Annotated in this window: 21 protein-coding genes, 1 tRNA gene and 1 pseudogene; 10 read left to right on the top strand and 13 right to left on the bottom strand. The window is 55.8% G+C overall.

Going from position 1 to position 20,206, the window contains the following annotated elements; translation table 11 throughout:
- The first annotated feature begins 37 nt into the window (after positions 1-37).
- A complete protein-coding gene (locus BMY98_RS13835) occupies positions 38-1,015 on the top strand; it encodes a GGDEF domain-containing protein (RefSeq protein ID WP_065990974.1) in 978 nt (325 codons plus the stop codon).
- Positions 1,016-1,042: 27 nt separating this feature from the next.
- Here BMY98_RS13835 and BMY98_RS13830 read toward each other — a convergent pair whose 3' ends face one another.
- The 3 genes from BMY98_RS13830 to gabD form a co-directional block, all read right to left on the bottom strand.
- Positions 1,043-2,266, bottom strand: a complete 1,224-nt coding sequence (locus BMY98_RS13830) for an HDOD domain-containing protein (RefSeq protein ID WP_074890072.1) — start codon at positions 2,264-2,266, stop codon at positions 1,043-1,045.
- Positions 2,267-2,431: 165 nt separating this feature from the next.
- Positions 2,432-3,712 carry a 4-aminobutyrate--2-oxoglutarate transaminase gene (gene gabT, locus BMY98_RS13825; RefSeq protein WP_074890070.1) on the bottom strand — a complete coding sequence of 427 codons (1,281 nt, stop codon included), beginning with the start codon at positions 3,710-3,712 and terminating at the stop codon, positions 2,432-2,434.
- Between the two features lie 194 nt (positions 3,713-3,906).
- Positions 3,907-5,349: an NADP-dependent succinate-semialdehyde dehydrogenase gene (gene gabD, locus BMY98_RS13820; RefSeq protein WP_074890068.1), complete on the bottom strand. Its 1,443-nt coding sequence runs from the start codon at positions 5,347-5,349 to the stop codon at positions 3,907-3,909.
- A 366-nt stretch (positions 5,350-5,715) separates the two neighbouring features.
- Here gabD and BMY98_RS13815 point away from each other — a divergent pair.
- From BMY98_RS13815 to BMY98_RS26840, 5 genes and pseudogenes are all read left to right on the top strand, one after another.
- Positions 5,716-5,792, top strand: a tRNA-Arg gene (locus tag BMY98_RS13815).
- A gap of 105 nt (positions 5,793-5,897) precedes the next feature.
- Positions 5,898-6,980, top strand: a complete 1,083-nt coding sequence (locus tag BMY98_RS13810; protein WP_245760064.1) for a site-specific integrase — start codon at positions 5,898-5,900, stop codon at positions 6,978-6,980.
- 354 nt (positions 6,981-7,334) lie between these two features.
- Positions 7,335-7,523 (top strand): annotated as a pseudogene (locus BMY98_RS27645) (phage late control D family protein); the annotation flags it as partial.
- 46 nt (positions 7,524-7,569) lie between these two features.
- Positions 7,570-7,788, top strand: a complete 219-nt coding sequence (locus BMY98_RS27905) for a hypothetical protein (protein WP_139214498.1) — start codon at positions 7,570-7,572, stop codon at positions 7,786-7,788.
- Between the two features lie 3 nt (positions 7,789-7,791).
- Positions 7,792-8,988: an ApeA N-terminal domain 1-containing protein gene (locus tag BMY98_RS26840; protein ID WP_175514170.1), complete on the top strand. Its 1,197-nt coding sequence runs from the start codon at positions 7,792-7,794 to the stop codon at positions 8,986-8,988.
- A 563-nt stretch (positions 8,989-9,551) separates the two neighbouring features.
- Here BMY98_RS26840 and BMY98_RS13795 read toward each other — a convergent pair.
- From BMY98_RS13795 to BMY98_RS13785, 3 genes are all read right to left on the bottom strand, one after another.
- Positions 9,552-9,932 carry a COG4315 family predicted lipoprotein gene (locus BMY98_RS13795; RefSeq protein WP_003317528.1) on the bottom strand — a complete coding sequence of 127 codons (381 nt, stop codon included), beginning with the start codon at positions 9,930-9,932 and terminating at the stop codon, positions 9,552-9,554.
- A 330-nt stretch (positions 9,933-10,262) separates the two neighbouring features.
- The gene (locus BMY98_RS13790) at positions 10,263-11,255 is read right to left on the bottom strand and encodes a beta-propeller fold lactonase family protein (RefSeq protein WP_003317529.1); all 993 of its coding nucleotides are present in this window, start codon (positions 11,253-11,255) and stop codon (positions 10,263-10,265) included.
- A 157-nt stretch (positions 11,256-11,412) separates the two neighbouring features.
- Entirely contained in the window at positions 11,413-12,309 is an 897-nt protein-coding gene (locus tag BMY98_RS13785) for a LysR family transcriptional regulator (RefSeq protein WP_074890062.1), read from the bottom strand.
- A gap of 117 nt (positions 12,310-12,426) precedes the next feature.
- Between BMY98_RS13785 and BMY98_RS13780 the strand changes: the two genes are divergently transcribed.
- A complete protein-coding gene (locus BMY98_RS13780) occupies positions 12,427-13,596 on the top strand; it encodes a TDT family transporter (protein WP_010428856.1) in 1,170 nt (389 codons plus the stop codon).
- An 8-nt stretch (positions 13,597-13,604) separates the two neighbouring features.
- Here BMY98_RS13780 and BMY98_RS13775 read toward each other — a convergent pair whose 3' ends face one another.
- From BMY98_RS13775 to BMY98_RS13745, 7 genes are all read right to left on the bottom strand, one after another.
- Complete coding sequence (locus BMY98_RS13775; protein ID WP_003317532.1) at positions 13,605-14,207, bottom strand: uracil-DNA glycosylase; 603 nt, start codon at positions 14,205-14,207, stop codon at positions 13,605-13,607.
- Positions 14,207-14,752 carry an inorganic diphosphatase gene (gene ppa, locus BMY98_RS13770; protein WP_003317533.1) on the bottom strand — a complete coding sequence of 182 codons (546 nt, stop codon included), beginning with the start codon at positions 14,750-14,752 and terminating at the stop codon, positions 14,207-14,209. Before ppa ends, BMY98_RS13775 begins: the two co-directional genes overlap by 1 nt.
- A gap of 115 nt (positions 14,753-14,867) precedes the next feature.
- On the bottom strand, positions 14,868-16,151 hold the full coding sequence (gene eno / locus BMY98_RS13765; protein WP_003317534.1) for a phosphopyruvate hydratase: 1,284 nt from the start codon (positions 16,149-16,151) through the stop codon (positions 14,868-14,870).
- Between the two features lie 73 nt (positions 16,152-16,224).
- Positions 16,225-16,566 carry a hypothetical protein gene (locus BMY98_RS27305; protein WP_003317535.1) on the bottom strand — a complete coding sequence of 114 codons (342 nt, stop codon included), beginning with the start codon at positions 16,564-16,566 and terminating at the stop codon, positions 16,225-16,227.
- A 94-nt stretch (positions 16,567-16,660) separates the two neighbouring features.
- On the bottom strand, positions 16,661-16,927 hold the full coding sequence (locus BMY98_RS13755; protein ID WP_003317536.1) for a hypothetical protein: 267 nt from the start codon (positions 16,925-16,927) through the stop codon (positions 16,661-16,663).
- Between the two features lie 42 nt (positions 16,928-16,969).
- The gene (locus BMY98_RS13750; protein ID WP_003425060.1) at positions 16,970-17,293 is read right to left on the bottom strand and encodes a DUF190 domain-containing protein; all 324 of its coding nucleotides are present in this window, start codon (positions 17,291-17,293) and stop codon (positions 16,970-16,972) included.
- 80 nt (positions 17,294-17,373) lie between these two features.
- Positions 17,374-17,739: a hypothetical protein gene (locus BMY98_RS13745; protein WP_003317538.1), complete on the bottom strand. Its 366-nt coding sequence runs from the start codon at positions 17,737-17,739 to the stop codon at positions 17,374-17,376.
- Between the two features lie 190 nt (positions 17,740-17,929).
- Here BMY98_RS13745 and tnpA point away from each other — a divergent pair, with 190 nt between their 5' ends.
- The 3 genes from tnpA (at position 17,930) to BMY98_RS13730 (ending at position 20,204) form a co-directional block, all read left to right on the top strand.
- Positions 17,930-18,262, top strand: coding sequence for an IS66-like element accessory protein TnpA (gene tnpA / locus BMY98_RS13740; protein WP_003317539.1), 333 nt, complete (start codon positions 17,930-17,932; stop codon positions 18,260-18,262).
- Positions 18,259-18,594: an IS66 family insertion sequence element accessory protein TnpB gene (tnpB, locus tag BMY98_RS27640; protein WP_017279403.1), complete on the top strand. Its 336-nt coding sequence runs from the start codon at positions 18,259-18,261 to the stop codon at positions 18,592-18,594. The genes tnpA and tnpB overlap by 4 nt, the downstream gene beginning before the upstream one ends.
- Positions 18,595-18,677: 83 nt before the next feature.
- Positions 18,678-20,204 (top strand): IS66-like element ISPsy43 family transposase, encoded by a 1,527-nt coding sequence (locus BMY98_RS13730; RefSeq protein ID WP_003317542.1) that lies wholly within the window; start codon positions 18,678-18,680, stop codon positions 20,202-20,204.
- Positions 20,205-20,206: the final 2 nt, after the last annotated feature.

The following is a 20,206-nucleotide window of genomic DNA, read 5'->3' as shown; positions in this document are numbered from 1 at the left end:
TGGCATGCGCCGCACCTTATTCTGAGATGCAGTGCTCATGGACAATCAGACTCCCCACGTTGAGACACCCGCCGCAGCAGAAACCCTTCTGGCGCTGATGCATGCCCAGGCGGAAGTGGCCCGCCTCAGCGAGCGCGAGCAGCTGTTCAGTTCTCTGCTGGTCAGCGTCAACGCCGTGTTATGGGCGTTCGACTGGCAGACGCAACGCATGATCTATGTCAGCCCCGCTTACGAGCGCATTTTCGGCCGTTCCGCCGGTTTGTTGCTCGCGGACTACAGCGAGTGGCGCGACAGCATTTACCCCGATGACCTGGACTACGCCGAGCGCAGCCTGAGCGAAGTGCTCGAAAAGGGCTCCATCGAAGACCGCGAGTACCGCATCATTCGTGCTGACGGCCAGGTCCGCTGGCTGAGCGATAAATGCTTTGTCAGTCATCAGGCCGAGCACAGCCAGCGCCTGATCGTGGTCGGCATCGCCGAAGACATCACCGAGAAGAAGCACCTCGAAGACGAGTTGCAGCGTCTTGCCACCACCGACGTGCTCACCCAGAGCAGCAACCGCCGGCACTTCTTCGAATGCGCTCAACGGGAGTTCGAGCAAGCGCGTCTGCAGGGCACGCCGATGGCGTTCCTGTTGCTGGACGTGGATGATTTCAAGCTGGTCAACGACACCTACGGCCATCAGGAAGGCGATCTGGTGCTGCAACGCATTGCCGAGTGCGGGCGCAAGACGCTGCGTCGTGGTGATCTGTTCGGGCGGATTGGCGGGGAAGAATTCGCCGCCGTATTCCCGGGCTGTGCGCCGGAAATGGCCCAGCAGATTGCCGAGCGGTTGCAGCGTGAGATTCAGCGCCTTAGCTTTCAGTGCAACGACAAAACCTTCGGCATCACCGCCAGCCAGGGGCTGACCAACCTCGGCGATCAAGACCAGAGCCTCGAAGCGCTCTACGCACGCTCTGACGCTGCGATGTACCAGGCCAAGCGTCAGGGCAAGAATCAGATCGTGTTGGTGTAAGCCGCCTGTTCTGAAATCTACATCCGGCTACGCCACCGTCTTGTTGCGCACCCTTTCGAGATCTGACTCGCTGACCTTCAACAGCCGCGCCGACTTGCTTTTCGCCAGCGCCTCCAGCGGGTCTTCAAGCCCGAGAGAGCCCATCTGCCCAGCCACATTCATCGCCAGGATTTCGCGAGTAAAAACCCCGGTGTTGTATTGATACACCGCTGCGATCAATTCACGCAGTTCCAGGGGCAGGCGCCAACGCGTGCGTAATGCCGAGCCGAACGAGGCCGAATACTGCGCCAACGCACGGCGAATGGTTGCCTCATCCAGGGAGCCGCCGGCGATCAGCCAGTCCTGCATACAGCGCAACACGGTCAGTTCGCCAAGGCCCCTGAGCAAGCCGGCGCAGTAACAGCGCTCATGATCGAGATCCAGCTTGCGCGCCAGCGTCCGCGCACATTCGGCGGTGCGTTGCGAGACCTCCCAGATTTCCGTGGCATGCAGCAACAACGTTGCATCCGTCAGCACCGCCCCGCGCTTGAGGGCCAGACCTTGGACCAGATTGACGCTCTGGGTGGCGCCCAACATGGCGAGCGCCTGCCTCAGCGTCTGCACGGGCTTGCCCTGATGATTCGACGCGCTGTTAGCGGCGGCAATCAACAGTGCGGTGACATGGGGGTCATGGATCAGCGCCTGTTCCAGCAACGTCAGATCAACACCCGACGCCCCGCGACTGCTGGCCACCGCCGCCCTCACATCAACGAACAGCGGCCCGCCGTCGGCCACTTCGCGACGCTTTTCCAGAAACGCATCCAGCCCGACACCCGGCGCCAACGCGGGCACCGCACAGGCGACCTGCGCACCGTCCTGCAACAGCAGCGCTTCCAGCCGATGGCGCAGGCCTTCCATGTTCAGGGGTTTGGTGAGGTAGGCGGTGGGCGCCAGTTGCACGGCCTCGCGGACACTGACGCTGTCGCTGCGACTGCTCAGCAGAATGAAACGAACCGGTGGCTGGCGACGCAACTGGCGCAACCCGCGCAGCAGGCTCAGGCCATCGACGCCGGGCAACTCGCGGGAAGCGATCACCAGGTCGGGGATATACCCGCTCATCCGCTCGATCGCCTCTCGGCCGTTGGAACAGATGTCCAGCTGCGCGTCGCAACGCACGTCGAGAACCAATTCGTTGAGCATCTCGCGGGCCCAGGGGTCCGATTCAGCGATCAACACGCGGGGAACGGCTAGCGCCTCTACAACGGTCATCATGACTCTCCGGCATCAGTCTCCTTACCTTAGTCAAAGACTGGGCAAGGAGACAGACCGGAGGAAAATTTTCCGACGTCCATAAACGAAAAAACCTGCCGAGGCAGGTTTTTTCTGATGAAGCGGTCACGTCCTTATCAAACGTGGCTGCGGCTCATCGGCGTGAAGTCAGGCGATTTCAGCGAAGCATTCTTCGATGATCTTCAGGCCTTTGTCCAACTGCTCGTCAGGCGAGGTCAGCGGGACCAGCACGCGCAATACGTTGCCGTAGGTACCGCAGGACAGCAGGATCAACCCCTTGTCACGGGCCTTGGCGACCACTTGGGCCACGGCAGCCGCGTTCGGCTTGTGGGTGTCGCCGTTCTCGAAGCACTCGACGGCGATCATGGCGCCCAGCGCGCGGACTTCACCGATGACCGGGTACTTGGCCTGGATGGCACGCAGACCGGTGACCAGACGCTCGCCAACGGCTTTGCAACGATCCAGCAGATGCTCTTCTTCGAACACTTCCATGACTGCCAGCGCAGCAGCACACGCGATTGGGCTACCGGCGTACGTGCCGCCCAGACCACCCGGGGCGATGGCGTCCATGTATTCGGCCTTGCCGCACACGCCGGCCAGCGGGAAACCACCGGCGATGGATTTGGCGAAGGTGGTCAGGTCGGCGCTCACGCCCATCTGTTCCATGGCGAAGAAGGTGCCAGTACGGCCAGCGCCGGTCTGCACTTCGTCAGCGATCAGCAGAATGCCGTGCTTGTCGCACAGTTCGCGCAGACGCGCCATGAACGCTTTAGGCGCGACGTAGAAACCGCCCTCGCCCTGCACGGGCTCGATGATGATCGCGGCGATGTCTTTAGGCTCGGCGTCGTTCTTGAAGATGCGCTCGATGCTGGCGATGGAATCGTCAATGCTGACGCCGTGCAACTCGTTCGGGTAGATGGCGCGGAAGATACCGCCCGGCATCAGGCCCATGCCGGCCGAGTACGGCACGACTTTACCGGTCAGCCCCAGGGTCATCATGGTGCGGCCGTGGTAAGCGCCGGTGAAGGCGATGACGCCCGCACGGCCTGTTGCGGCACGGGCGATCTTGACGGCGTTTTCGACCGCTTCGGAACCAGTGGTCACCAACAGGGTTTTCTTGGCGAAATCGCCCGGCACCTTGGCGTTGACCTTCTCGCACAGCTCAACGTAGGGCTCGTACGCCAGCACCTGGAAGCAGGTGTGGGTCAGCTTGGTCAGTTGCTCTTGCACGGCCGCGATGATTTTCGGGTGCAGGTGACCGGTGTTCAGTACCGCAATACCGCCGGCGAAGTCGATGAACTCGTTGCCTTCGACGTCGGTGACAGTGGCGTTCTTCGCGGACTCAGCGAAGATCGGGTGAATTTGACCAACGCCGCGTGGGACTGCAGCTTCACGGCGTTTCATCAGGGATGCGTTAGTTTTGCTCATCATTTCCTCATTCGCCGCTCATCGGGCGGCGCGGTTCAAGGATCAAGCAGCGGGGGTCAACAGCGACAGCATACGATGATCGACTGTCGCGGCCTCCCGGCCACCAATAGGTTGGTGCCACTGAAACCTGCGAAACGGCGCTCTCGCGTCCCGCAGGTTGTCGAACAGTTACTTCACTCTGCCACTCAGCGGGTTCAGATGCTGAGGCAGAGGTATTTGATTTCCAGATAATCTTCGATGCCGTACTTGGAGCCTTCACGGCCAAGACCGGACGCCTTGACGCCGCCGAACGGCGCGACTTCATTGGAGATCAGGCCGGTGTTGATGCCCACCATGCCGTACTCCAGCGCTTCCGCCACACGGAACACTCGGCTCAGGTTCTGCGCGTAGAAATACGACGCCAGCCCGAACTCGGTGTCGTTGGCCATGGCGATCACTTCGGCTTCGTCTTTGAAGCGGAACAGCGGAGCCAGCGGACCGAAGGTTTCTTCCTTGGCCACGGCTGCGTTTTTCGGCACGTTGACCAGGATAGTCGGTTCGAAGAAATTGCCTTCCAGGCTGTTGCCGCCGCTCAGCACTTTCGCGCCCTTGCTCAAGGCATCAGCGATATGTTCCTTGACCTTGGCCACGGCTTTTTCGTCGATCAACGGACCCGTGGTCACGCCGTCGGCCAAGCCATCGCCGACTTTCAGCTTGGCGACGGCAACCTGCAGCTTCTCGGCGAAAGCATCGTAGACCGCGTCCTGCACATAGATGCGGTTGGCGCACACGCAGGTCTGGCCGTTGTTGCGGTACTTGGAAATGATCGCGCCTTCAACGGCCTTATCCAGGTCAGCGTCGTCGAACACGATGAACGGCGCGTTGCCACCCAGCTCCAGCGAGACTTTCTTGATGTCGTGAGCGCATTCAGCCATCAACTGGCGACCGATCTCGGTCGAGCCAGTGAACGACAGTTTGCGCACGATCGGGTTGCTGGTCAGCTCGCTGCCGATATCGCCTGCGCTGCCGGTTACCACGCTGAACACGCCAGCCGGGATGCCCGCGCGCTCAGCCAGTTCAGCCAGCGCCAGTGCGGAATATGGGGTTTGCGAAGCAGGCTTGAGCACCATGGTGCAGCCTGCCGCAAGGGCCGGGCCGGCCTTGCGGGTGATCATCGCAGCGGGGAAGTTCCACGGCGTGATCGCTGCGGTAACGCCGATTGGCTGCTTGAGGACGATCAGGCGCTTGTCCGGCTGATGGCCCGGAATCACGTCGCCGTAGACGCGCTTGGCTTCTTCGGAAAACCACTCGATAAAGGAGGCGGCGTAAGTGATTTCGCCTTTGGCCTCGGCCAGCGGCTTGCCCTGCTCCAGGGTCATCAGGCGACCAAGGTCGTCCTGGTTTTCAATCATCAGTTCGAACCAGCGACGCAGCTTGGCGCCACGCTCTTTGGCGGTCAGCGCACGCCAGGCCGGCAGCGCCTTGTCAGCGGCCTCGATGGCGCGACGGGTTTCAGCAGCGCCCATCTTTGGCACGGTACCGAGAATCTCGTTGGTCGACGGGTTGTTCACCTTGATGGTCTGGCCACCGTCGGCATCAGCCCAGGCGCCATTGATGTACGCCTGCTGGCGGAACAACTTCGAGTCTTTGAGCTGCATTGCGGCCTCCTGAACAGCACCGCGCGCGGCGGAGCGAATGGTTGTGTGCGGGCGCCTCGACCGAGGCCGCCGCCGGATAAGACTGTCGCCGGCCCTGATTGGAGAATAGAAGAAAGGCCGGGCGGGGCGTTTGAAATCTCAAACGAATCCTAGGGACAACAGGGTTAAAGGACAATAGTGCGTTCGAAAAAAAGAACGGCTGGGGTTTGGGGTGAGGATGAATTCGGATCAGCGTACCTGGGAGCATGCGGATGTGGTTGTCATGTGGGGGTGCCGATACGGCTTGGCTTGGTCTCACTAAATTGTTAACAGCGGGTCATCGGCATGGACGCGTGCAGGCCAGATGAGTATTATGGCGCCCGCGTTGCACCTGTAGCTCAGCTGGATAGAGTACTGCCCTCCGAAGGCAGGGGTCATGGGTTCGAATCCCGTCAGGTGCACCATCTTCTTCCCCTTGTATTACAAGGGGATATCGCTACTGACAGAAACCTGTCCTAGTCCTGAAAGTCGTTTTTGCCACAAATTTGCCACACTCAAATGTGGCGGGAATGGTCGAAATGGCAACAATCAGGAATCGCGGCGAGTATCAGTGGGAAGCGCAAATTCGTCGCAAAGGCTATCCAGCCCAGCGCAAAACCTTCGAAACCAAAGCCGACGCCCAAGCCTGGGCACGCATGATCGAAAGCGAAATCGACCGGGGCATCTTTGTCTCTCGCGTCGAGGCTGAACGCACCGCCTTTCATCAACTCATCGATCGCTACAACTCCGAAATTGCTCCAAAGCACAAAGGCGCGTATTCGGAAATCAAACGCTTGGAAGCGCTCAAGCGTCATCCGCTCGCGACACGCATCGTTGCCACCCTAACCTCTTCAGATTTTGCCCTCTACCGTGACGAGCGCCTGAAGATCCGCAAGGGCAATACAGTGAAGCGTGAGCTGGCTTTGTTTCAATGCGTGATTGAGGTCGCCCGCCGCGAGTGGGGAATTCACCTTGCGGAGAATCCAGTCAGGATGGTCAGTCGTCCAAGCTATAACGACGAGCGCTCGCGACGGCTCGACCCAATTGAAGAGCAATACATGCTCGGCGCGTTAGAGCTTCGTGAGCGACGTGCTGACGGCACCTACGCCGATGCATCACACAATCCCTGGATACGGCCCATCGTCCAATTGGCGATTGAGACCGCCATGCGCCGTGGCGAGATTTTCGAGCTGCGCTGGAAGCATGTGAACCTGGATCGTAGGACCGCGCACCTGCCCGCAACCAAGAACGGCCTACCCAGAACCGTCCCGCTTTCGCCTAAGGCCATCCAGCTGTTGAAGGACTTGCCGCGCTCGTTGTGCGGTCGAGTCTTTCCCACCACGGCTGATGCTCTCAAGAAGGCCTTCGTTCGAGGTCTGGAGCGTGCAAGGCTGAAATACCTGGGAGATTGCGGGGCTGCGCAGGTAACACCTCAGGAAGACTTCCTGATCAATCTGCGCTTTCACGATCTGCGGCATGAGGCAACCTGTCGGCTTGCGACCAAGCTGCCGAATTTGATCGAGCTGGCCAGCGTGACGGGGCATCGGGAGGTGAACATGCTCAAGCGCTACTACAACATCACAGCGGAAGAGTTAGCAGCGAAGCTAGCTTGATCGAACCACACCCATCGGTGTGGTAGTTACACAGACGGAGCTTCACTGGCGCACGGCTGGGCCAATCGTGTGCGTCGGATGAGCCCAGTACAGTGGGTGTCTTTAACCGGCAGAAGTCGGCCAAAAGCGACCGCTCAACAATTGCGTCGTGCACGTCCCGTGACAGGGCCCAAAGCGCCTTCGGACACACTTCGCTGTAGCTAGCGCTGTCTCGTTGTATCGATTCTCGCGAGCGGCGTTGGAGCATTCCCAAGCTCTCCGACCATACAATCTATGAAGCACCTGACACCGGCCTCCAAAAGACGCTTGCGGGGATAGATCGTCCGGATCTTTAGCTCGTCGTCAATCTCGACCCTTGACGATTTGGCAGACGACCGTGGCGGCAACTACACTGGCATTATTGCCTACTACCGCGACGCTAAGTCCGGTACCGAGAAATCCATCACTTAAGGCGACCAGAGCAAGCCGCGGTGCCTACGGCATCTCTATAGCAGCAAGAAAAGTGCGCAGCGGGCTATAGATCGAGAATGGACGAATCAGTAGAGCCGAAGGTAGATTAGTATTGGGTTTAGCATGCTGAGCCTGATGGATGCCCTATACGTTATTGCGGGAATCAAAATTTTATGTCGAAGGGAATCAAATGAGGCTGGAAAGCGAATTTAAAAGAACCGGCTTTTTCTCTACACCAAACAACCCTGAGAAACAGTTCCAGGGCACTCTCACAATAAGTGACGGTGGCGATATTGAGCTTGAAATAACTACAATAGAAACAGACCTAATGACCTTAGATGATTATCATATTGGTTGACTTATTTGGAATCTGGAAAAAGCTGGCTCCGTAACTCTCGACGACTGTTTCTATATAAATAGAAGTTTAGCATTCGGAGCGCCCGCTACATCTCGCATACGGGTCGGTCGCGCTACCATAGGAGCCGTCTATGAAGCAGAGGAAGAGACAGTCTTTTCGGAGTTCAGCTTTAGCATTGAAGGCATTGACGATTGGCTTCGAACCAGCGGCATCAAGGTAGAACGCAGTGAAAACACTGCAACGATAATGTACGAACCACAACAACCGATTATTGTATACAGTGAATCCGGTTGCGAAATATCGATTTGCTTTGCTTACACAATCCCAGGGTTTCCCACATACAGCGAAGCAAAGATCACCCAATCTGCGTACATCAAGATCTCAACCTCAGAACCTCAATGCTTTAGTTACTTCACAAACATCGCTTATAAAATAACTAACCTGCTTTGCTTCGCCACAGCCTGTTCACTATCCATGCACTCTGTGAACGCCAAGGTTCCAGATAGCTCGACAGATAGCGGCGAGTCTATCAAGGTAAAGCTTTTCTACCCCAGCCTCCCTTTTTCAGAATCCAAACCAGACGTCAAACGGCACGACCTACGCTTTGCCTACCCTCAAGTTCGCGATCGTTTCCCTGATATTCTTAAAAAGTGGCTAGACGATTATGAACTGTTGTCCCCTGCTTTGAACCTTTATTTCTCGACTCAGAATGGAACCCACAAATATTTAGACTCGAAGTTTTTATCACTAATGCAAGGATTAGAGACTTTCAGTCGGCGCACACATACAGCAACTCAAATGGACCCGGAGCACTTTCACGCGCTCACCCTACAACTATTAATATCTTGCCCATCAGAAAAGCATGATTGGCTATTTGGTCGATTACAGCATGGTAATGAAATTAGCCAAGCCAATAGAATCAAAAAACTAATCGAACCCTTCGAATCTCATTTCGGAGACAAAGCTACAATCCATAGCATTGTTCGCAAAATCGTAGACACTAGAAATTATCTAACACATTACGACTTAGCTGCAGAAAAGCGGGCCGCTAAAGGTCGAAACCTTTGGATTCTAGGGCAAAAACTAGAGTCCATATTCGAACTGAACATTTACAAGCGCTTATCATTCAGCGACGAAGACATCGTGAATATCTGCAAATTCGGAAACCTTAAACAAAAACTTAGCCTGTTACTCGAATAACCTCATCCCAGCGCGAGGTAAAGCACTGACGCTTCATATCCCGCAGCATGCTCCGGTCCAGTTCGTCGGGCACACAGCTCGCGCGTACAGGACCGCGCAGCAGCGGTAATCCGGCCGCATTAAGCGTGTTCAGGCTGAAGGTACACATGTCTGAACCGCGTTCTCGTCCAGAAGGGGAAATGGCTCTGGCGCGATGGGCTGCTTCTGGCCGATTTCAGTCAGTCGTGACAGGCAAAAATCGGCCATAAGCAGACCTTCGCCCGCATATTTACGATGCCCTACCGTTCTAATTGGCGTTGCCTCAGAATATCGGTCCACTAGCGGCTGGATGGAACCACCATGCGCATCGTCACAGACTCCCGGCCAAACGAAATCCTCAGGCTGGCGTTACGGGAATACGTCCAAGGTGTACCGTACCTCGGCCCCATTTTTCGTTGAAATGATCCATCAAAGATTTATGAGGCGCGGCGGCTGTATGTTGGCGAAAATATCAGGTGTGTATTCTTCTGGTTTGCGCCACTGACAAAGCCAGTGGCGTAAGCCAGCCTATTAATTATTTGACGTTACGGCTTGGCAACGTGCCAGACTTGGTTGACGCCGTCACCGGTTGTATCCCCTGGCTTGGTATCTTTGACCCAGCTGTAAAGTGGCATGCCTTTGTATGCCCATTGTTTTGTGCCATCGTCTCGAGTGATGACAGAGTAATCATGACCCGCTTTCGCGTCTGCGGATACCGGTAGAGGTGGCCAGTTTGAAGCGCATGGCCCATTGCAGACCGACTTGCCCGAGGTGTCCTTACCGAAGGTATAAAGAGTCATACCTTTTGCGTCTACGAGTACTTTTCCCTTGTCCGTTTCAGCAAGCTTGACTGGCGCATCGGCGAGCGCCAAACCCGACATGCAGCTGGCGGCAACAGCGACGGTGAGAATCATCTTTTTGAACATATGTATTTCCTTTGGTCATTTTTAATTTTTAGAAGACCCACCTGCCTCTGAAACGGCAAGCGATCAGACAATAGACGAGCCACAAACAGGTTAATTCGACTCCATAGAAAAAACGTCCCGATATCATTTTTTGCTGGAATGCTGGGCTCTCCCCCCCCCCCGGACCCTGTGCCTTCCTCAATTGAGCAAAGCGACGCTCACGGTCAAGCATCATTGGCTCATCTCAATGAGCGACGGCGATCCATCATCCAGGACTCATCATTTTCACTCATTATTATTCACTTGGTCGTGGAGTATCAGCAGGCCCCCATGAAGGCCTGCGCTGTTCAATCAGTCGGCCTTGAGCGTCGACACCACCTTGTTGCTGGCGAGATCGACTGTGGAGATACTCAAGTCCTCATTGAGGACATACGCCTTCGACTTGTCTTTGGTGAAGACAATGGCCTGGCGGGGTGCCTTCAAACCGGTCACAGTGGTGGTCACTTTCAGCGTTTTGGTGTCGATCACTGAAAGGCTGTTGTCACCGAGGTTACCCGAGTAGACGTGCAGCCCGTCTGGAGTGAGGGCTGCGCCGTAGGGGTCTTTGCCAACAATGACGGTGGTTGTGATGGCGCGTTTTTGAGTGTCGACAACTGCGATGCTGTTACTGCCGCTGTTAGCCGCGTACAGCGTATTGCCGTCCGCCGATATGGAGATGGCGCGCAACTTGTTGAAGCCAGTGATCTCACCTTCAATCGTATTGGTCTTGCTGTCGACCAAGGTAATTTTGTCCCCAAGAAAGTTGGTGACATAGACGGTTTTGCCGTCAGGACTTACTCGGATGCCCTGGCGCGGTTGGGAGAAGCCAGGTACCACAGCTACTGGCCGCTGGTGATCAAGGTCAATGACCGACAGCGTGCTGGCCGCTTCATTGTTGACGTAGAGCAGGCTTCCGTCCTTGCTGAGTGTGGTACCAAAAGCACCTGCGCCCAACGGAATATCTGCGATCACTTTTAAAGTCTTGGTGTCAATCTTGCGCACGACCCCCAAACTGCTGTCGGAGAGGTAGAACACATCGCCAGTTGGCGAAAACACAATATTTCGCGGCGTGACGTAGCCGGTGAGAACCTGGCGAACCTTACCGGTTTTCAAATCATAAACCACTACATCTGGACGCTGACTGTAAGAGACCACCGCCGTCGTTTCATCAGGGCTGACGGCCAGCGAGTTGTTGTGAATATCGCCGTCAAACGTCCAGCGATCTTGCGCGGCCCACGCGCTCATCGATGCGGCCAACGCAACACCCAACGTCAGGGCTGTGACGGTTTTCTTTATCACATTCATCAGAATTTCCTCATAGGGTAAGCAAGGCACCCAGTCGCGCCTTGGCATATACAACTCGTTCATCGCTGCAGGGCAATGAGTTGACTTTATGCGTCGTTGATAAATTCCGGAAACAACTTGTTTTGGTAGCTCTTACCTGTTTTATAAATAGGTCTAGCTACTCTTGGCTCACGAATTGACTGCATTTTTCCCAGAATCGCTCAAGCCCAGGCGAGATGTATCTGTCCCGGTGACGGATCAGAAAAAAACGTCGGGTCAGTGCAGGCAACGCGTGCGGCAGTTCAACCAAGACTTCAGAGGCCAGTAGATCCCGAACGACCCAGCGGGACAGGCAACTGATGCCGATGCCTTGTGCGAGGGTATGCTTGATGGCCTCTGAACTGCCGATCTGGCGCGTTTCGGCGAGATCGTGCAAATGACGCAGCAGCAATTGTTCGACTTCTTCACGGGTACCAGAACCTGGCTCGCGCAGTAGCCATTCAGCGGTACGAAGATCATCAAGTGTGACCTGCTGCTTTAGTGCCAAGGGGTGCCGTTGGCCTGCGGCAATAAGCAACTCATCAATTAGCCAAGGCTCGGCACTGAGTTCGGGCAGGTGGCAAGGCCCCTCGATCAGGCCCATATCAATCTCGAAATCAGCGACTCTTCTTGCGATAGCCATGCTGTTGGCCATGTCGACATCGACCCTCAAATGTGGTGTTGATTGACGTAGCTCACCGAGAATCAATGGCAGAACATAATTGCCTATCGTGGTACTGCATCCTACCCGCAAGCGTGTCTTCAGCCCGGCATGGCCGGGTAAGAAACTGGCCTCTATCTGTTGTGCATTCTCAAGCATCCTTCTGGCTTGAGGCAGTAAGGCATGGCCGTTATCGTTCAGCACTAAACGCTTGCCTACACGGTCGAACAGCCTGGTATCCAAGGCGCTTTCCAACTCGTTCAGTGCGGCGCTGGTTGCAGATTGGGACAGTGACACCGAAATGGCGGCGCTGGTGGTGCTACCGTGCTGCGCGACGGCGCAGAAAATTTGTAGCTGGCGTAGGCTTAGCTTCATGTAATCTACCTTCTTTATAGGTCATATAAACCTATACTATCCGTTTTTACCGCTATTCCCATCAAGCTATACTTCAACCATGTCATATCGAAGGCACACTGAAGCGGGAGCGCGAAAATGAGTGAGACACGACTCGCAGCTATAATGGGCGGCAGCCATCCACTGGCGGCTTTGTCCAATCCACGAGAAGCGATCCGGCAGTTCACACCCAACTGGTTCGCCGCCACGATGGGCACCGGGATTCTGGCGCTGGCTCTGGGCCAACTGCCCTTTGTTGCGCAGTGGCCCAAAGCGTTAGGGGAAGCCTTGTGGTTTTTTAATATCGTGCTGTTTTGCCTGTTTACGCTGATGTACGCGAGCCGTTGGGTATTGTTCTTCGATGAGGCCAAACAGATCTTCGGCCACTCCACTGTATCGATGTTTTTTGGAACTATCCCCATGGGATTGGCGACCATCATCAACGGTTTTCTCCTTTATGGTTTGCCACGCTGGGGGGGTGGGGTAGTCGCTTTAGCCGAAGTGTTGTGGTGGATCGATGTCACCATGGCATTGGCCTGCGGGGTGCTGATCCCGTATATGATGTTTACTCGCCAGCAGCACAGCATTGATCAGATGACAGCGGTATGGCTGCTGCCAGTAGTTGCGGCTGAGGTGGCTGCCGCCAGTGGCGGTCTATTGGCTCCGCACCTCGCTGATGCGAGCGCACAGTTCACCATGCTCATCACCAGCTACGTGCTGTGGGCCTACTCGGTGCCCGTCGCCTTGAGCATACTGGTGATCCTGTTACTGCGCATGGCTCTGCACAAACTACCTCATGAAAGCATGGCAGCATCGAGCTGGCTGTCTTTAGGGCCGATCGGTACCGGGGCTTTGGGGATGTTGCTGCTGGGCAACGATGCTCCAGCAATCTTTGCTGCCCATGGAATGGCAAGCATCGGCGGCGTAGCCGAGGGCATTGGCTTGATCGGTGGTGTGCTGTTCTGGGGGCTGGGATTGTGGTGGATGGTATTGGCGCTGCTAATTACCGGGCGCTACTTCAGGGAGGGCATTCCCTTCAACCTCGGCTGGTGGGGCTTCACCTTTCCGCTGGGAGTGTACGCCGTAACAACCCTCAAATTGGGCTCTATGCTGCACCTCACGTTCTTTAGCTTCTTTGGCGTGGTGCTGGTGTTGATGCTGACTGTCATGTGGATGATCGTCGCGGCTAAAACCCTGGCTGGTGCCTATCGCGGCAACTTGTTCGTCTCGCCGTGTATCCACTCGCTGAGCAAGGCGAGCAAAACCTGAGCCTTTGGCTACTTGATCGACTGTTTGGCGTGACGCAGTGTGGACAAAATGCGCTGCCTAACATTCGGGTGAGTGCAAACGGAAAGGGGGCTTGGGTGTGGCATTTCCAGCAATGAAAAATTAGGGAAGGCGAGCCGAACACGCGGTATGGCTTTCTGGGCAACACGTCCGGCAAACACGATAGTGACGAGATCAGGGAAAAGCGTCAGTAGCGTGATCAGCATCTCGATACCTTCCTCAATTTGCGCTCTGCGGAGCGGACCCTTGGGCTTATCGAGATCTGGTAACCAAGGGTACAAATTCCAAAGGACGGTTTTGTGACGTGCCAGTCCAACCTGCTCAATGAAACCTTTCAGGTTGCGTTGTGCAGGCCCCGGATTGTCTCTTGAGACATACCGTGGAAGACTGACCGTTCGAGCGGGCGATTCCAACAAGATCAATACCCTTGCGAAGACGCCGCCATCCAGTGGATCGAAATACGGTAATGTTCTTTCGCCCGTGGACTGGGCCATTACCCAGCGCGTCAATTCAGCAGTTTTCGGCAGCAGCAAAAAGTCTTCTCTTACCTTAAGAGAAATTTCCTGCTCTGCGCTTTTCTGATTGAGTAACACTACTTGGAAGCCTCCTTCTTCAGGTTATAGGCCGCTACCGATTTACGAATATCTTCCCGCGCTTCGTCTGCGCTCCCCCAGCGGCCCATTTTCACCCACTTACCCGGCTCTAACGCTTTGTAGTTTTCGAAGAAGTGCTGAATCTGTGCGAGGAGTAACGCAGGGAGGTCAGAGCATTCCTTTACATTGCTGTACATAGAGCTGAGTTTTTCATGAGGCACTGCGATTACCTTGGCATCCGCACCAGCTTCGTCCGTCATGTACATCACACCTACTGGGCGACTGCGGATGACAACGCCAGGTGATACCGGGTAAGGGCAAATCACGAGGACGTCCAAAGGATCGCCGTCATCGCTCAAGGTATTTGGAATGAACCCGTAGTTAGCCGGGTAGAACATCGGCGTGCTGAGGAAGCGATCAACGAAGATCTGTCCACTTGGCTTGTCCACCTCGTACTTGATCGGCGAGTGGTTTGCAGGAATCTCGATAACGGTGAAGAAGTCATCGGGGATCGCGTTACCAGCTGGAATATCCGTGTAGCTCATGCTCATATCTCCAAGCGTCTAGGAAAGGCCAATGCCACTGACGTTTTTGCCAACAGCTATACGTGGTTCGTTTTTTTACGGTAACCAGTCCAACAGGTTTACCGGCGATAGGCCGTCAGCGCACGAATGCATCATGTCCTGCATAAAACGCACGGCTGCCAAGATCCTCTTCTATTCGCAGAAACTGATTGTATTTCTCGACCCGCTCCCCCCGGCATGGAGCTCCTGTCTTGAGATGGCCAGTCCCCATCGCGACAGTCAGATCAGCGATGGAGCTGTCCACCGTCTCCCCGCTACGATGAGAAACCATCGCCCCCCAATTTGCCCCATAGGCCATTTCGATGGCGGCTTTGGTCTCAGTCAGCGTTCCGATTTGATTAGGTTTGATCAATACGGCATTGGCGACGTTTTCTGTGATGCCTCGCTGAATCCGTTCGACATTGGTGACAAATAGGTCATCTCCAACCAACTCGATCCGGTCACCCAGAGCTGCATTCAACAGCTTCCAGCCTGACCAATCGTCTTCCGCGAGTCCATCTTCCAGTACCGCAATCGGATACTTGTCGACCCAGGAGGAATAGAGATTAATCAGCTCTTGAGCATCGACCTTACGACCCTCAGAGCGCAGATGGTAAAGGCCGTTTTCATAGAAGCCGCTGGATGCTGGATCGATAGCGATCTCGATCTGAGATCCAGGGGTGTAACCAGCCCTCTCGATTGCCTTGATGATCAGCTCAATGGCGTCTGAGTTTTTCTTGAGTGCCGGCGCAAAGCCGCCCTCATCTCCGACCGCTGTTGAATAGCCGGCGTCCTTAAGCACCGCTTTCAGCTCGTGGTACACCTCGGAGCCCCATCGCAAGGCTTCCTTGAAACTGCCAGCCCCTGTAGGTGCAATCATGAATTCCTGAAAGTCAGGGCCTTGCCAGTTGGCGTGAACACCGCCATTGAGAATATTGAACATCGGGACGGGCATTCTTGCTGCTTGCTCGCCGCCCAGATATTGGAACAAGGGCAAGTTCAGCGCAGAAGCCGCCGCTCTGGCAACGGCGAGGCTCACGCCCAAGATCGCGTTTCCTCCAAGCCTGGATTTATCAGAGGTTCCATCCAGCTTAATCATCAAATGATCAATTTGTTCCTGGTCAATCGCATTCATGCCCCTCAGAGACTCAAGTATTTCGGTATTCACATTGCTAACGGCCTTTAACACTCCCTTGCCGGAGTACCGCTGTGTATCTTTGTCACGCAACTCAACTGCTTCGTGAGCGCCTGTAGAGGCACCGGACGGTACTGAAGCCCGGCCCATGGCGCCGCACTCCAAGGTGACGTCGACTTCAACGGTAGGGTTACCGCGTGAATCGAGAATTTCACGTGCATGAATGGCCTGGATTTGCGTTTTCATTGATCTTCTCCAAGTAACGATTCGGGAGCGTCATTAACCATTTGAATCCGTTGAGAGGCCTCTATGTCGGACGTCAGCTCTCCATGAGTATCCTGAACAGCTGCACTGCCGACACCGCAATTGCGGGAACCAAGAAGCCTCCAATAATTAGTTCAGGAATCTCTCCCACCAAGGGCATGAACTGCCCTCTTTTTGCCATCTGGAAAAGCTCCATCATTTGGTTTGAAGCAACCATTACAGAGCAGCAATACGCCGTCTGGGCTTGTAGCCTGACGCGCCTTTGATTTAGCAGATGAAAGGTCAGCAAGGACACTCCAACGCTTACGATGAAAAGCGCGGCGAACTCATAGACGGATCCTGTGAAAAACCTGCCCATCACAAGCCCGAATACGATGCTCAGCGTCACTGCGCTCATGTGGTCTCCCAATTCTCTAAAATGATTTTGATGAGCCGACGTCGGTGAGCTCCATTTCGCGATCTCATCTTTGGATTGCCAACCGCCATCGCGCTCAATGTTGCTGTGCTCTCAGCTCGTAGCCCGGTACGCAGGTCTGGGCTACGTCGGCCTTGCAGGACTTTTCACTGGGCATACGCATCGTGACTAATGCGCCTTCGAGCGGGGTGACGACGTACCACCCCTCGCTCGAAATCTTTTGATTGTCTGCGATGCCCGCCAGAAAAAGCGACCAAAAAACCAGTCCTACGAGGAGCTGCCTGTTGTCATGAGCCCAGTTAGCGGGGGCTGGCTGTGGACGTAGGTTATAAACTCGGTACATGGCGTTTATCCTTTTTATCGGTTGTCCAACAAGGTGCGTTTTTTAGTTTTTCGCCTGGCCCACTCGACCGTATTCGATGGGCAATTTGATATAGCTCAGTGAAAACGACTCCTTGGCCAATGCCTCCAGCAACCTGTCGCACCCAATTTCATCAGTGGATATAGTCACCGTGACGGGATGGTCGGCACCGCCGAGGAAATGCGCCGTATGCAAATGCCCCAAATGATCTAGCCCCTCTGTACCGCTCACCAACGTCGCACCCAACGCGCCCTCTCGCTTGGCGAACTCGACCAACCACTCTCCCAGTGGAAGGTGCTGGTAGTTGGTACTCTGTTCGGTGAAAAACGTCAGTTGAAAGCCGTTCATAGCTACATCCTCTAATGTCGCGAGTGACCGACGCTTCGGTCGGCCTTACCTCTTCATTTCCGAGCTGTTTTCAAACTGAATTACGACGCGTCAGTGAGCGGTAACTCACATAAGAGAAGAACTGCTCGCACCTTGCGTAACTCGTCAGCGTGGTCGCGCAGGTATGCGCGCAGCTTGTCCTCTGTATCTAGCAATTCCAGACACTGGGGATGACGCATATCGCCAAGCTCCGGGTGATGATGGGAGATGCGATGGCCTGGCAAATAACCTGCAGAAATCGTCTTGAGCATGACCTGCTCAATTCTTGCTTTTTGAGCAACTTTAAGGAGGTGCTGGGCTAGTGCAGGTGCGCTTAGGTGGTGCCAGAAGCTGGTCACGCGAGCCCGGCTAGCGCCAGGAAAATAGAGTTGCAAAGCTGTCAGGCGATCTTGGTGATGTTCAATCATTTCTCTTCCCCCGCAAGAGTCACTTTCCGCTCGCTGGCGGATTCACTTTGAGCATGAAATTGCTTGATATCAGAGAGCCGGATTTCCGTAACCGTCCGGGCAACACACCTTCCTGACACCGTCGCTTGAGGCGATGGTGTCCACCCAAATATAGGTGGACACCATTTTTAGCCTTTTTAAGCGGACGCCCATGCCACAAGAACGCCGTTCCTATTCCAAGTCCTTCAAGGCCCAGGTCATTGCTGAGTGCGCCCAACCTGACACTTCAATTGCCAATGTCGCCTTGACCCACAACCTCAATGCAAACCTCGTCCATAAATGGATTCGGGTGCATGCACAGAAAAACCTGACACTTCAAACCGCCTTCATCCCGGTCAAGACATCGCCGCCGGTGCCGATGCATCAGGCCCTTCCTGCCACGATCCGAATCGAAGTGCCGCATTCAAAAGGCGTAGTCGTGGTGAGTTGGCCGGCAGAAAATGCAGCGGCGTGTTCTGCTTTCCTGCGAGACCTGCTGCGATGATCCGCATCGACTCCATCTGGCTTGCCACCGAGCCCATGGACATGCGCGCAGGCACTGAAACTGCGCTGGCGCGGGTCGTGGCGGTGTTCGGTGCGGCGAAGCCGCACTGTGCTTATCTGTTTGCCAACCGTCGTGCCAATCGCATGAAAGTGCTGGTGCATGATGGCTTGGGGATTTGGCTTGCTGCCCGGCGCTTGAATCAAGGACGTTTTTTTTGGCCGGGCGTGCGGCACGGCTCTGAAGTCGAGTTGGATGCAGAGCAACTTCAAGCCTTGGTGCTCGGCTTGCCTTGGCAACGCGTCGGTTCCGGAGGAGCCATCACGGTGCTCTAATTCGCCTGCCATGGCCTGCTTGCCAGCGCAATTGGCCCATCAGTCTATCGCCGCCACTAGCCCTCTCTGGCAAAATCGGCGGCATGACTTCGCATCCGAATCTCGATCAATTAAACCCTGAAGAACTGCGTGCCTTGGCGGCGCAGTTGATCCAGCGCGTCGAGACGATGGACAAGCAAATCACTCATCACAAATCGGTCAACGAGAAGCTGGCCCACGAGATCGCGCTGCTCAAACGCTTCAAGTTTGCCAAGCGCAGCGAGCAGTTGAGCCCGGATCAAGCCAGCCTGCTCGACGACTTGATCGATACGGATATCGCCGCTATCGAAGCCGAGTTTGAGGCGCTGCAACCGGCACCTGTCGAAGCCAAAGTGCGCCAGCAACCCAAGCGCGCACCGCTGCCACCGCAGTTTCCTCGCACACTGATCCATCACGAACCGGACAACAGCCACTGCCAGTGCGGCTGCGCACTCAAGCGCATCGGCGAAGACGCCAGCGAAAAGCTCGACTACACGCCCGGCGTGTTCACAGTCGAACGCCACATCCGTGGAAAGTGGGCCTGCGAACAGTGCGAAACACTGATCCAGGCGCCGGTACCGGCGCACGTCATCGACAAAGGCGTCCCGACCGCAGGCCTGCTGGCCCACATCATGGTGGCCAAGTTTGCCGACCATCTGCCGCTGTATCGCCAAGAGAAAATCTTCGGCCGCGCCGGGCTGCCCATCGCCCGTTCGACCTTGGCGCAGTGGGTGGGCAACTGCGGCGTGCAATTACAGCCGCTGGTTGATGCGCTGCGCGAAGCCGTGCTGACGCACGACGTCGTTCACGCCGACGAGACGCCGGTACAAATGCTGACGCCTGGTGCGAAAAAAACTCATCGCGCTTACGTCTGGGCCTATGCCACCAGTCAGTTCTCCAACCTGGCGGCGGTCGTTTACGACTTCAGCCCGAGCCGCGCTGGCGAACATGCCCGAGCCTTCTTGGGCAGTTGGAACGGCAAGCTGGTCTGCGATGACTTTGCCGGCTACAAGGCAGGCTTTGAACTGGGCGTTACGGAGATCGGCTGCATGGCCCATGCCCGCCGGAAGTTCTTCGACTTGCACGTGACCAACAAGAGCCAGGTCGCCGAAAAAGCGCTGAACTACATCGCGGCCTTGTACGAAGCTGAACGAGAAGTCCGAGAGCTGGAGCCGGGTGATCGGCAGCGAATACGGCAGGAAAAAGCAGCGCCAATCGCCGACGCACTTCATACCTGGATGATCGCCCAAAGACAGCTTGTGCCTGAGGGTTCGGCCATCGCCAAGGCGCTGGATTACAGTCTCAAACGCTGGATAGCGCTGACGCGCTATCTCGATGACGGTGCCGTGCCCATCGATAATAACTGGTGCGAGAATCAAATCCGGCCGTGGGCTCTTGGGCGTTCGAACTGGCTGTTCGCGGGATCGTTACGCAGCGGTAAACGTGCAGCGGCGATCATGAGTTTGATCCAATCGGCGCGACTCAACGGCCATGATCCGTATGCTTATTTGAAGGACGTCCTCACGCGCCTGCCGACGCAGCGGGCAAGTGAGATTGCGGAGCTACTACCGCATAGGTGGCGACCGGTTTAGTT

Source organism: Pseudomonas graminis (assembly GCF_900111735.1).
Classification (GTDB): Bacteria; Pseudomonadota; Gammaproteobacteria; order Pseudomonadales; family Pseudomonadaceae; genus Aquipseudomonas; species Aquipseudomonas graminis.
Note: the sequence above shows the minus strand (reverse complement) of the source record. Positions and strands in the feature narration are given on the sequence as shown.